We start from the raw sequence: 13057 nt of genomic DNA on the forward strand, positions 1-13057 counted from the left end.
TTATGATGATTAGAATGAACAGTATTATATTTTTTAGCATTGGGCTTGTAGCCATGGCTTGTACAGAAAAGAAGGATTTACCAACTACAACTGCGCCAAAGGTTATAGAAGACAAAAACTGGACTTTTGAAACCTCTCCAGTTTGGGCAGATGAATTTGTTAATAATGGTAAACCCGATGCTACTAAATGGAGCTACGATGTTGGAGGTAGCGGATGGGGTAATAACGAATTGCAATATTATACCGCCGGAGATAACGTAAATATCGCCAACGGTATATTAACCATAACGGCAAAAAAAGAAAACCGCGAGACTAATCTTTATACATCAAGCAGATTGGTTACCAGAGGTAAAGGAGATTTCTTGTATGGTAGATTTGAAATAAGAGCTAAATTACCTACCGGAAGAGGTACATGGCCAGCCATTTGGATGCTTCCAACTGATTTTGCTTATGGCAATTGGCCAAACTCTGGTGAAATTGATATTATGGAGCATGTGGGTTATGACCAAAACCGAGTACATATTACCGTACACACAGGCGCTTTTAACCATAGTATCAATACACAAAAAGGAAACTCTAAAGTTATCCCAACAGCTTCTACTGCATTTCATAATTACAGGGTAGATTGGACACCTTATGCCGTTAGAGGTTATATTGATAACGATCTTGTTTTTGAATTTGTGAACAATGGGCAAGGTTTTAAAGCTTGGCCTTTTGATAAAAGATTCCATTTACTACTCAACATTGCAGTTGGTGGTAATTGGGGTGGCGCACAAGGCGTAGACCCTAATGTTTTCCCTACAGCTATGGAAATAGATTACGTGAGGGTTTATAAAATGATAGATAAATAACATCCTATCTTCTTACAAAGTATACTCTTTACAACAAGCATTTTTGGCGTAAAGAGTATACTTTTTACCAATTTTTTATGAAAAAACTACACTTATTCTTCTGGCTTTGGCTAGGAGTCTCTTGCCTTAGTTATGCGCAAGAAGATAAACTTACAAACCAAAAAGTTCAGGCGCTAATTGCAAAAATGACCTTAGAAGAGAAGGTTGGGCAAATGGCTCAAATTACTTTAGATGTTATTACTAAAGGTAAAGATAGATTTACAAGTGATGAACCTGTAGTATTAGACAAAGCTGCTATGGATAAAGCTTTTGGAGTATACAAAATAGGCTCGGTACTTAATACTGCAAACAACAGAGCCAGAACACCAGAAGTTTGGTACAACATCATTAGTGGGATACAAAAAGCTTCACGTAGTAAGCTAAACATACCTGTTATTTATGGTATTGATGCTATACATGGTGCAACTTATACGGCAGGCGCAACCATGTTTCCTCAGCAAATAGGACAAGCAGCTAGTAGAAATGTAGAACTGGTTAAAAAAGCAGCACAAATAACAGCCTATGAAACCAGAGCTAGTGGTATTCCGTGGAATTTTTCTCCAGTTCTGGATTTAGGTCCAGACCCACGTTTCCCACGTATCTGGGAAACTTTTGGTGAAGATGTACATCTTACCACTGTTTTAGGAATAGCATCTATTAAAGGTTATGAAGGTGATGATAATGATATCAATAACCCTTTTCATGTTGCATCTTGTTTAAAGCATTTTCTTGGTTATCAGGTTGCTTTATCTGGTAAAGACAGAACGCCTGCTTATATTTCTGAACAAGCTTTAAGAGAGTATCATTTACCTGCTTTTAAAGCAGCAATAGATGCTGGCGCTCATACCATCATGATAAATTCTGGCTTAATAAATAGTATTCCCGTTCATGCTAATTATAATTTACTTACCAAATTACTAAGAGAAGAATTGGGTTTTAAAGGTTTAGTTGTTACAGATTGGGGCGATATAGAAAACCTACACACCAGAGATAAAATCGCAAAATCTCATAAAGAAGCTATCATGCTTGCCATTAACGCAGGTATAGATATGTCTATGATTGCCTATCAATATGAAACCTTTTGCGATAATCTTATCGCCTTGGTTAAAGAGGGAAAAGTAAAGCAGTCTCGTGTAGATGAAGCCGTAAGTAGAATCCTAGTATTGAAATATAAATTAGGATTATTTGAAAATCCGGTTACGCATTACAAAAATTATCCAAAATTTGGTAGTAAGGAGTTTGAGCAAGCAGCTTATCAGGCTGCAGCCGAATCTATTACTTTATTAAAAAATAACAATAATACGCTTCCGCTGAGGAAAGACATGAAGGTTTTAGTAACTGGGCCAAACGCAAATTCTATGCGTACTTTAAATGGCGGCTGGACTTATTCTTGGCAAGGCGAAAAAGTAGAAGAATTTGCATCAAAATATAATACCATTTTAGAGGCTTTAAAGCATAAAATAGGAGAAAATCAGGTAGTTTATGTTCCAGGAGTTAGCTATAAAATGGATGGTAAATACTTTGAGGAATATGCCGATAAAATGCAAGAAGCATTAGAAGCAGCAAAAAATGTTGATGCTGTAGTATTATGCCTAGGCGAAAACTCTTATACCGAGACACCGGGTAATTTAAGTGATTTATATCTTTCTGATTTACAAACAGAATTTGCTCAAAAAATAGCCGCTTTAGGTAAACCTGTTATTTTAGTTTTAAATGAAGGTAGGCCAAGAATCATCAGTAAAATAGAGCCCGCTATGCCTGCTATAGTACAAACCTATTTACCGGGTAATTTTGGTGGCGATGCTTTAGCTGATATCCTTTTCGGGGATGTTAATCCATCGGGTAAACTGCCTTATACCTATCCTAAATACCCAAATTCTTTGGTAAATTATAATCATAAACCATCAGAAAGTAGGTCGGTAGTAGAGGGTGTTTATAATTACGATGCTGATTATAATCCGCAATATGAATTTGGATATGGTTTAAGTTATACCACTTTTAAATACAGCAATTTAAGGTTATCGGCTGTAAAGATTACAGAAAATGATAAGCTGCAGATAAGTGTTGATGTTACCAATATAGGTACAAGAGAAGGTAAAGAAGTGGTTGATGTTTATTTGAGCGATTTATATGCTTCTATCACACCAGATAAAAAGCGATTAAAAGCTTTCGAGAAAATTATTTTAAAACCAGGTGAAGTTAAAACTGTAGATTTTACCATCACAAAAGAAGAATTAGCTTTTATAAATGCTAATAACCAAAAAGTTGTTGAACCTGGCGAATTTGAAATTCAAATCGGGGGCTTAAAAAAGCAGTTTGAGGTAGAATAGTGGTGATAAAACGTTGTTTTAAGTAGTTCGATAAATCGAGCCAAAGTAATAACAACCGTTTACGTCTAATTCCGCCTTGGCGGTTGCGGTATCTACAGCATTAGCCCTAGTAGAATCTTTAGAAGCAAGCGGCGCAGCGGAGAGTTTATTCAATTAGCTTATTGTTTTTTAAAGGCTTTCATGTGTTCGCTTAGCTCGGGTTTGGTTACTTTTTGCGGAAACATGCGAAGCATTCATGAAGGCCAAAACATAAAACTAATACTTTGAATAAAAGTAACTTGACATGGCCGGTCAAGAGGCTGGAAAGACTTGTGCGAATGCCTGATTTTGATTTTGAAATATACTTAAAAAACTTCAATGGTAGTGGAGTCGAAGGATAAACAAGAGAGACTTCGACTCCGCTCCTTTAAATAGAAAATTTTTTTTTACCTCACTGGTTTAGGAAACACAATAGCACTTTCATGCCCATCTGTATCTACAGCTTGTACACCAAAAAAGTAATTGTCTTTAGAATAAGGTAAAGTATGCTGGGTAGTACTTACATAAAATTTCTTTTCCCAAAAAGGAGAAGTAGTCTCACGCATCAAAATATAATAACCTGCTGCATTCCCGCTTTTAGGTGCTTCCCATTTTAAGGTAGTTTTGTTTGTTAAATCGCTAGTTAAAATACCCACATTTTGAGGTTCTGAAGGTGCTTTAGCAATATTTGCCAATACAGCTAAATTCATCCTACCCACTTTTTGGATATAATTATAATCTGCAAATTCTGGTAAATCGCCATAATCTCTACCATTTTCTGTTCTAATATCTTGATGCTGTCTATCAAAATTCTCATTCATTTCTGTAAACCTAACAGCAGTAAAGCCTTCTAAAGAAAAAGGTGTATGGTCTCCGCCTCTTAAATAGCGGTCTCTTCTGTAAATAAGTTTAACATCTAATTGGTCTACATAACGTTCTGCAATTTCTTTAACATAACGTGAAAATTGTCTTGCCGGACTATCGTTTTCGCCACCTACAGAAGTTCTTAAAGCAGCTTGTTCTTTGGTTTCTGCAGCAGGCACACCCTCGCTAAAAACCCTTACAGAGCGGTTGTCTTTCAAATCTGTTTCGCTACCATAGGTATTTCCTACAATATCATTGGTAATCATGGCATTAATATTCCAGCCTTCTGCTTTAGCTTTTTTAGCTAAATGGGCAGCACCATACAAACCTTGCTCTTCTCCAACGGCAGCCATAAAAATAATAGTGGCGCTAAATTGGTGTTTACTCATGATACGGGCCAGCTCTAAAGAAATGGCCGTTCCAGAAGCATCATCAACAGCACCTGGGGCTTTGCTTTTGGCATCATTAACATCAGAGGCTCTAGAATCATAATGACCAGAAATGATGAAAACCCTATTATCATTAGGATTTGTTCCTGGTAAAGTTGCCAAAACATTTTTAAGAACGGCGTCTTGTTTTATTCTACGTCCGTCGGCAGGTTGGGTGAAAGTATCAAAATCAACTTTTAGTTTGCCGCCAGATGCCTTGCTGTATTTTTCAAACTCGCTTTTAATCCAATTTCTGGCAGCGCCTATGCCTGTAGTTTTACTTGTAGTATCACTTAAAGTATGTCTGGTGCCAAAACTAGCGAGTTTTTTAACCAGTATTTCTAAGTTTTGGGCAGATACCTCTTCTACCATTTGCTGTATTTGAGGGTCTCTTCTTACGGTAGTTTGCGCTATACCTTCTGCGAAAACAAATAATAAAGCAATAATTCCTGCAATTCTCATATTTTGGTTTGGTTAGTGTTGAATTTCAGAATATTAACCTGAAATAGGCTAATAAGTTTATATCCAGAAGAATTATTTTTCTAAGATGCTTAGTTGCGCTATAATCTCATTTTGTTTTACGTAATATGGTTTTTGATGAACAATAGCTTCGTATACATGATCAAACAAATGCATATAGCTTGCTTGCTTTGCTTTTAACAATTCTTGATGCTGTTGATTTTCAATATCATAATAAACTAAAATACCTTCGCTATTTGGTTTTTCTATACCATAGTTAGCATCTAAAGGCTTAATGCCAGCTAATAATTGTTCTTCCTGCACATCGGTTCTGTGTTTAGTAAAACTTCCTTTGGTACCATGTAAAACATAGCTAGGTAAAGGGTTTGCAACCAGTAAACTGGTACTGATGTATACGTTTAAGCCATTTTTATATTTTAAATGTACATGGGCATAATCATCAACCTCTGTAACAGGGCGATTACTGCCATAAGTTTTAACAAAATCATCGGGTACACCAAATAAACTGATGGCTTGGTCTATAATGTGTGCACCCAAATCATACAAAATACCAGCGCCAGGCATAGCTTGTTCTTTAAAAAACTTATGGCTAACCTCTGGGCGATATCTATCAAAACGGAAATGAACTTCAATAATATTTCCTAATTTTTGGCTGTCTAAAACCTCTTTTACAGATAAATAATCGCTATCAAAACGTCTATTTTGATAAGCAAAAACCTGTAAATTTTTTCTAAATGCCAATGCAAATAGCTCTTCTGCTTCTGTTTTTAGTACAGATAAAGGTTTTTCTATCAATACATGTTTACCGGCCTGTAAAGCAGCTTTAGCATACTCGTAATGTGTAAAATTAGGTGTGTTTACAACAATAAGTTCTATAGAATCATCAGCCAAAAGGCTTTCTTGATCTCTATATTGGATGATATTGGGATAATCTTTTACAGCGTCGTTTTTGCTACGTTCTACAATAGCAACTAACTCAAAACCCGGATGTTGATCTAAAAATGGAGCGTGAAATACTTTACCAGACATTCCGTAAGCCATTAGGCCAGCTCTAATTTTTCTTTCCATGATTATTTTATTGATACAGTAACAGGTATAGCGTGTTCGCTTTCATTCTTTAAACGGTCTAAAGCGGTAACCACATAAGTGTATTTTTTTCCTTTAACAATATCTTGGTCTTCCCAAGAAGTAATAGCACTATAAAATACTTTTCTTATAGCCGATGCTTTATCAATGTCTAAAGGCTCATCTTCCTCAAATCTATAAATGGTAAAACCATAAGCCAAATCGCCATCCTTTGCTTTAGTAGGCAATTTCCAACTTAACAAAACACTTTTATTAGTTTGTACAGCTAATAAGTTTTCTGGCCGGTTTGGCGAGATAGAATCTAACCATAGCATAACTGGTGGAAGAGCCGGGTATTTATAGAAATTATTTTTTAAGGTGTCTGATATTCCTTTAAGATTACTGTTTAATGATTTAGAACTGAAATATACACTACCTTGCACACGGTTATTTAAGCGGTTGTAAACCAACTGGCTAGGCATTTGTGTAGGGTTTCGCCAGCCTATATCCTTATTATCGCTTAAACGGTAAGCACCTTGTCCGATATATAAATGTCTGCCATAAGCATTATTACTCCACCAATCAACTAATTTATTGTAAGGAGCTGCCATTGTATTAAAAGCCCAGTAAATTTGTGGGTTGATATAATCTATCCAGCCTTCTTTAACCCATTTTCTAGAATCGGCAAACAAGCCGTAGTAAGAATCTCCACCATTGGTTTCAGAGCCTTCTGGGTCTTGCTTTTTGTTTTTCCAAATACCAAAAGGGCTAATTCCAAATTTTACGTGTTTTTTATATGTTCTAATGCTATCACTCACCATTTTAATGAGTTTGTCTACATTATCTCGGCGCCAATCGGCAACATCTTTAATGCCATTGTTATAAGCGATGTAAGCTTCTGTATCCTCAATAGTTTGTCCTTTTACACCATATGGATAGAAATAATCATCAAAATGGATTCCATCCACATCGTAATTTCGTACCACATTCATAATTACTTGGGTAATGTATGCTCTAACATCGGGTAAACCCGGATTAAATAATTTTTTACCTCCGTAAGTAATAAACCAATCGGGTTTTAAATTAGTGATATGGTTTTTATGAAGTTTATCAAACTGGCTATCAAAAGTTGCTCGGTAAGGGTTAAACCAAGCATGTAATTCCATCCCTCTTTTATGACATTCTTTTATGGCAAATTCTAAAGGGTCGTAAAATGGCTCTGGTGCTTTGCCTTGTGTACCAGTTAACCAAATAGACCAAGGTTCTGTACCTTTTGCATATAATGCATCTGATGCTGGCCTTACCTGAAAAAATACAGCATTTAAGCCTTGTTTTTGATGTTGATTCAGGATATTGATAAGCTCATCTTTCTGTTGAGTTGTGCTTAAACCAGCTTTTGAAGGCCAATCAATATTAACTACTGTAGCAATCCAAACACCTCTGAATTCTCTTTTAGGACCAGACACTATTTGAGATTGAGTAGTAAAACTGATAAAAAACAAGATAGATAAAGCAGCTAAACTGATTTTGTTCATGAAAGTTGGTTGAAATTCAAAATTGTAAATATAACAAACTAGCAACGTTTAATCTCTGCTATCATTACATTATTTTAGTGTTTAAACTTGTAGTTTTAAAAAAACAAGCTATTTTAGAAAAAAAATTGCTAAGAAATAATCAGAAATTTTAAGTTTTGCCGTTTAAAAAACTTGTAATATTACTGATGGAATAATTTTTGCTTAACAACCACAACCAAAATAAACGCAAAGAGTAGAAAATGGAAACTCAAGAACAAAAGAAAAAAGATACCAATAAGATTTATTTCCTTATTGCTGTAATTGTAGCCCTTTTAGGCTTAAATGCTTATTTATTTTTTCAGAAAAATAAATCGGATAACCGAGTTGTAACTGTTAGTGACGAGCGTACTGCTTTACAAACAGAGTTAGAAAAGCTAGAAACAGAACTAGAACAAGCTAACAATACAGGTACCCAATTATCAGAAGAATTAAAAGCAAAGGATGAAGAGCTAAGGGCAAAGATTGCACAGTTAAGACAAGCGCTAAACAGAGGTCAATTAACAGCCGGAGAGCTTTCTAAAGCTCGTGAAGATGTAAAGCAGTTAAAGTATTTTGTTACTAAATACACAGCAGATATTGACGAGCTTCAACAAAAAAATGCTGCTTTAACAGTAGAAAGAGATAGTTTAAAATCTACCGTAAATACAGTAAGCAAATTTGCCGAGAACTTATCTAAGCAAAACGATTCTTTAAATAATAAAGTAAAAGCAGGTGCGGCCTTAAAAGCGAGTAACATTCAGATTATTCCTTTAAGAGTAAAATCTAGCGGTAGAGAAACAGATGTAAGTAAAGCAAGTGCTACTCAAAAAATACGTATTGCTTTCACTATCAATACCAATCCAATTGCTACAAAAGGTATGCATGATATTTACTTAAGAGTTATGGACCCAGCCGGAAACTTAATTATTGGTGAAGGTGGTATGTTTATAGCCAATAATCAAGAGTTACAATACACATATAAAACGGCTATTGAGTTTAGTGGAGAGGCTAAAAGTTTCAATTTAGATTGGACCAATAGAAACGCTTTTGAACCAGGAAATTATACTGTTTTATTATATGCAGACGGTGCTACTATGGGTAGAGGCGGATTTACTTTAAGATAAGGTTAAATAGACTATATAAACAGAAAAGGCGGATGAAAATCCGCCTTTTCTGTTTTCAAACCTTAAATTTTAATGAATAAATCTTCTTTAGATTTTCTTACTTTTTTGTAGTGTTGGTAACCATCTTCTGCAGAACGGTAACCTACAGCAGCAATAACAACGCTAGTTAAGTTTAAAGCTGATAAACCTAAAATTTCATCAAACTGCTCTACACTAAAACCTTCCATAGGGCAAGCATCAATATCTAATAAAGCTGCTGTTTCTAATAAAACACCTAAGCCTATGTAAGCTTGTCTAGCATTCCAGATTTGTAATTGTTGCTGGTCTCTAGAGCTTACAGCGCCATTCATCATATCAATATAGCCTTGTATATCTGCCTTTGTGATACCTCTTGTTGCAGCTATGTTGTTTGCAAAATCATCTACATGAGACAAATTAAAGTCTTTGTATGTAGCAAAAACAATAATTTCTGATGCATCAGTTATTTGTGTTTGATTATAAGCTGCTGCTTTTAGTTTCTCTCTAACTTCTGGATTACTAATTACCAACACTTTATAAGGCTGTAAACCTAAAGAGCTTGGTGCAAGTTGTACAGCACTTAGTAAATGGTCTAGCTGTTCTGCACTTAGTTTACGTGAAGCATCAAATGCTTTGGTAGCGTATCTCCAATTTAATTTATCAATAATATTTTGTGCGTTCATGTGTATTAAATTTTAATCAGGACAAAAATACGTGTTTAAACACGTATTTTAAATTTTATACTACTTCTTGACAGTTTTCTGATATTTTAAGCTTCTTTGATTTTGGTGGCTAAGGTTTCTGCACTAAAACTTGCTCTTAATTTTGGTAAGCTATCAGGGAAATTCTTTCGTATAAAATCGATTAAATTTTCTCTGATATAACATCTTAAATCAAATGCTTTTGATGAATTACTAGCACTCATTAAAGCCCTAATTTCTATGGTTTGCTCTTTAGCATCGGTTACCTGTATCACTTGTACTTTTTTATCCCAAAGCTTTGTTTGGTTTAATAATCTTATAAATTCTTCTCTTAAAGTATCTAAAGGGATATTATAATCGGTATAAATGAAAACAGTTCCTAAAATATCAGAAGAGGTTCTGGTCCAGTTTTGAAATGGTTTTTCAATAAAATAATTAATGGGTAAAATTAAACGGCGGTGGTCCCAAATATGTAAAACCACATAAGTAAGCGTAATTTCCTCTACCTTACCCCATTCGTTTTCAACTACCAAAACATCATCAATACGTATAGGTTGCGTAAAAGCAATTTGAAAGCCTGCTAATAAGTTTCCTAAAGATTTTTGTGCCGCAAAACCTATAATAATGCCTCCAATACCTACACCAGTAAGCAAACCGGCACCTATTTTACGCATCCCCTCAAAACTAAAAAGTACAGCTGCAATGGTGAGCAAGATGATAAATGCCACAAAAAATTTCCTGATAAATTGAAGCTGTGTAAGAATACGCCTTTCTCTTAAATTATCATCTTTTTGTAGGCTATAAGAGTGTAAAATAAAATCCTGAATGATGTTGATGATATTAATTAAGAAGTATGCAAAAACAATGATAAAGGCAATTTCTACACTTTTGTTGATGATATTTATAAGTACCCGATTAAGATTCAATAAAGGAATCATCAAATTAAAAACAAATAAAGGAAGTAGCAAACTTAATGGCTTACTGGCGTAGCGCAATGCCGATTTAATGAAAGAAAAGCCATCCTCATTTTTATAATAACTGCCGGCTTTAAGAATAACTTGTTTAATTATAGAGCCAATTACAAATGCAACCATTAAAACCATAAGATTCCAGACATAATCGGGCATATAGCCTGATACTTTTTCTAAATAGCTGTTCAAATTCTCCATAAATGCTTGTTTTTTCGGATAAAATAGGCAATAGTCATGCTAAAATTTTATTAGGATAATTGTTATGCTTTTCATTTTGCATGGTTTTTGTTTTTCATAGTTTTTCAAGTTTATCCTTTTACCATCATGAGCAGAACCATTATCGTATCTAACAGATTACCCGTAAAAATTTCTAAAGAAGAAAACAGTTTTAATCTTAAAGTGAGCGAAGGAGGATTGGCAACAGGTTTAGGTTCGGTGTATAAACAAGACGATAACATTTGGATAGGCTGGTGCGGTACAGAAATTAATGATGATGACGAGAAAGCTCAAGTGATAGCGCTTCTCCAAAAGGAAAACCTATTGCCAGTTTTTTTAAGCGAGGACGAAATTTTAAATTATTACGAAGGCTTTTCTAACGAAATACTTTGGCCAATTTTCCATTACATGAGTACCTACGCTCAGTTTGAGCAGAAGTATTGGGACTATTATCAAGCGGTAAATCAAAAATTTAAACAAGAAGTTTTAGCTGTAGCACAGCCCGGCGATACCATTTGGATACATGATTACCAACTTCTATTACTCCCAAAATTGATAAGAGACGAGTTAAAAGATGTTGCTATAGGCTTTTTTCAGCACATCCCTTTTCCATCTTTTGAGCTTTTTAGGTTGATACCTTGGCGGGCCGAATTGCTGAATGGTATGCTTGGTGCTGATTTAATTGGTTTCCATACTTACGATGATGTAAGGCATTTTACCAGCTCTGCAACACGTTCTATTCCGGTTCATGCAACAGCAAATATTATTCAAGTGGCAGATAGAAATGTTTTGGTTGATGCCTTCCCGATGGGTATTGATGCTGCAAAATTTGAAAGCTTAACTAAAGACAGCAAAGTACAAGAAGAAATAGCGAATTATAACGAGATTCTAAAAGACTCTAAAGTGATACTTTCTGTAGATAGGCTAGATTACAGCAAAGGCATTTTACAACGCCTGATGGCTTTTGAGAAAGTTTTAACAGATAACCCAGAGTATGTAGAGAAAATCTCTTTACACATGATTGTAGTGCCATCAAGAGATAGTATAGCACAGTATAAAGAGCTCAGAGATGATATTGATAAAATGGTTGGCAACATCAATGCTCGTTTCAGAACATCATCTTGGCATCCTATCCATTATTTCTATCGCTCTTTTCCGGTAGAAACCTTAGTGGCTTTATACAGCAGGGCAGATATTTGTTTGGTTACCCCGATGCGAGATGGGATGAATTTAGTGAGCAAAGAATACATCGCTAGCAGAAAAGATAAGGGTGTTCTTATTTTAAGTGAAATGGCAGGGGCCTCTAAAGAACTTGCCGATGCACTTATTGTAAATCCAAATAATTTGGGCGAGATGTACCGAGCCATCATCCAAGCTATAGAAATGCCAGAAGAAGAGCAAAAATCTAGAATGTTGGCTTTAAAAGATTTAGTAAACAAATTTGATATACACCATTGGGTAAAGATATTTATGGATCAATTAGCAGATATTAAAGTAGCCGAAGGTATTAGAAAAGCAAAAAGTGTAAACGCTAACTTACAAGAAACCTTTGTAAAGCAAATGCGAGAAGCACAAAAGAGAGTTTTCTTTCTAGACTATGATGGTACTTTGGTTGGCTTTAAAGCCGAGATTGATAAAGCTTATCCAGATGAGGAATTATACGAACTTTTGAAAGATTTAAATGCCGATGCTCGTAATCAGTTAGTCATCATCAGCGGAAGAAAATATGAAACCTTAGAGCAATGGTTTGGTCATTTAGATATTGATTTAATTGCTGAGCATGGAGCTTGGCAAAAAATAAACGGCCAATATTGGGCTACTATACCCGGCTTATCAGACAACTGGAAAACCAAAGTAAGGTCTATGTTAGAAGCCTATTCAGACCGTACGCCAGGCTCTTTTATAGAAGAAAAGCGTTTTTCTTTAGCTTGGCATTTTAGAAAAGTAGAAAAAGGCTTGGGCGAATTAAGAGCCAATGAACTAGAAAGTAATTTACGTTACCTTACCCGCGAAATGGGTTTACAAGTGTTGGCAGGAAACAAGGTTTTAGAAATCAAAAGCAGCGATATTAATAAAGGGAAAGCCGCTTTTTCTTACATCCTAGATAAAGATTTTGATTTTATTATGGCTTTAGGTGATGACCATACCGACGAAGACACCTTTCAGCAGCTTCCGCAAAGAGCCATCACCATAAAAGTAGGAAGCAGCGTATCCGCAGCTAATTATTATATCAATAGCATAGAAGAAGTACGCAGCTTTCTTAAAAAGTTTTTGGTGTAGAGATGAAGCTTTAAAAAGAGAAACTATTAAATCCTGACATGTAAAACTTCTTACCACAGGAGCCTTTGATGCACATCGCTTACTCACACTCAAAAACAGTGAACGTTAATTTTTGCTAG

9 protein-coding genes are annotated in these 13057 nt (G+C 35.2%); 4 read left to right on the forward strand and 5 right to left on the reverse strand.

Annotation, left to right across the window (positions count from 1 at the left end):
• Positions 1-14 precede the first annotated feature (14 nt).
• Entirely contained in the window at positions 15-851 is an 837-nt protein-coding gene (locus GJJ64_RS10865; RefSeq protein WP_229655517.1) for a glycoside hydrolase family 16 protein, read from the forward strand.
• Positions 852-928: 77 nt separating this feature from the next.
• Positions 929-3220 carry a glycoside hydrolase family 3 N-terminal domain-containing protein gene (locus tag GJJ64_RS10870; protein ID WP_154287796.1) on the forward strand — a complete coding sequence of 764 codons (2292 nt, stop codon included), beginning with the start codon at positions 929-931 and terminating at the stop codon, positions 3218-3220.
• 425 nt (positions 3221-3645) lie between these two features.
• Here the strand turns inward: GJJ64_RS10870 and GJJ64_RS10875 are convergent, their stop codons facing one another.
• The 3 genes from GJJ64_RS10875 to GJJ64_RS10885 form a co-directional block, all read right to left on the reverse strand.
• Complete coding sequence (locus GJJ64_RS10875) at positions 3646-4992, reverse strand: M20/M25/M40 family metallo-hydrolase (protein ID WP_229655518.1); 1347 nt, start codon at positions 4990-4992, stop codon at positions 3646-3648.
• A gap of 72 nt (positions 4993-5064) precedes the next feature.
• Positions 5065-6078 carry a Gfo/Idh/MocA family protein gene (locus GJJ64_RS10880; RefSeq protein ID WP_154287797.1) on the reverse strand — a complete coding sequence of 338 codons (1014 nt, stop codon included), beginning with the start codon at positions 6076-6078 and terminating at the stop codon, positions 5065-5067.
• 2 nt (positions 6079-6080) lie between these two features.
• Complete coding sequence (locus GJJ64_RS10885) at positions 6081-7610, reverse strand: glycoside hydrolase family 10 protein (protein WP_154287798.1); 1530 nt, start codon at positions 7608-7610, stop codon at positions 6081-6083.
• 239 nt (positions 7611-7849) lie between these two features.
• On the opposite strand from GJJ64_RS10885, the gene GJJ64_RS10890 reads away from it, so the two are divergent.
• Positions 7850-8752 (forward strand): hypothetical protein, encoded by a 903-nt coding sequence (locus GJJ64_RS10890; protein ID WP_154287799.1) that lies wholly within the window; start codon positions 7850-7852, stop codon positions 8750-8752.
• A gap of 62 nt (positions 8753-8814) precedes the next feature.
• On the opposite strand, the gene GJJ64_RS10895 is transcribed toward GJJ64_RS10890, so the two are convergent.
• Both GJJ64_RS10895 and GJJ64_RS10900 read right to left on the reverse strand, forming a co-directional pair.
• On the reverse strand, positions 8815-9453 hold the full coding sequence (locus GJJ64_RS10895) for an NAD(P)H-dependent oxidoreductase (protein WP_154287800.1): 639 nt from the start codon (positions 9451-9453) through the stop codon (positions 8815-8817).
• 86 nt (positions 9454-9539) lie between these two features.
• Complete coding sequence (locus tag GJJ64_RS10900) at positions 9540-10640, reverse strand: mechanosensitive ion channel family protein (RefSeq protein WP_229655519.1); 1101 nt, start codon at positions 10638-10640, stop codon at positions 9540-9542.
• 126 nt (positions 10641-10766) lie between these two features.
• On the opposite strand from GJJ64_RS10900, the gene GJJ64_RS10905 reads away from it, so the two are divergent.
• Positions 10767-12938 carry a bifunctional alpha,alpha-trehalose-phosphate synthase (UDP-forming)/trehalose-phosphatase gene (locus GJJ64_RS10905; RefSeq protein WP_154287801.1) on the forward strand — a complete coding sequence of 724 codons (2172 nt, stop codon included), beginning with the start codon at positions 10767-10769 and terminating at the stop codon, positions 12936-12938.
• Positions 12939-13057 lie beyond the last annotated feature (119 nt).

The sequence above is a fragment of the Pedobacter puniceum genome, from assembly GCF_009674685.1.
GTDB classification, from domain to species: domain Bacteria; phylum Bacteroidota; class Bacteroidia; order Sphingobacteriales; family Sphingobacteriaceae; genus Pseudopedobacter; species Pseudopedobacter puniceum.

What these genes read in the sequence shown, in the direction of transcription:
- GJJ64_RS10865 (WP_229655517.1), top strand. Translation starts at nt 15, where the DNA reads ATGAACAGTATTATATTTTTTAGCATTGGGCTTGTAGCCATGGCTTGT.
- GJJ64_RS10870 (WP_154287796.1), top strand. Translation starts at nt 929, where the DNA reads ATGAAAAAACTACACTTATTCTTCTGGCTTTGGCTAGGAGTCTCTTGC.
- GJJ64_RS10875 (WP_229655518.1), bottom strand. Translation starts at nt 4,992, where the DNA reads ATGAGAATTGCAGGAATTATTGCTTTATTATTTGTTTTCGCAGAAGGT.
- GJJ64_RS10880 (WP_154287797.1), bottom strand. Translation starts at nt 6,078, where the DNA reads ATGGAAAGAAAAATTAGAGCTGGCCTAATGGCTTACGGAATGTCTGGT.
- GJJ64_RS10885 (WP_154287798.1), bottom strand. Translation starts at nt 7,610, where the DNA reads ATGAACAAAATCAGTTTAGCTGCTTTATCTATCTTGTTTTTTATCAGT.
- GJJ64_RS10890 (WP_154287799.1), top strand. Translation starts at nt 7,850, where the DNA reads ATGGAAACTCAAGAACAAAAGAAAAAAGATACCAATAAGATTTATTTC.
- GJJ64_RS10895 (WP_154287800.1), bottom strand. Translation starts at nt 9,453, where the DNA reads ATGAACGCACAAAATATTATTGATAAATTAAATTGGAGATACGCTACC.
- GJJ64_RS10900 (WP_229655519.1), bottom strand. Translation starts at nt 10,640, where the DNA reads ATGGAGAATTTGAACAGCTATTTAGAAAAAGTATCAGGCTATATGCCC.
- GJJ64_RS10905 (WP_154287801.1), top strand. Translation starts at nt 10,767, where the DNA reads ATGAGCAGAACCATTATCGTATCTAACAGATTACCCGTAAAAATTTCT.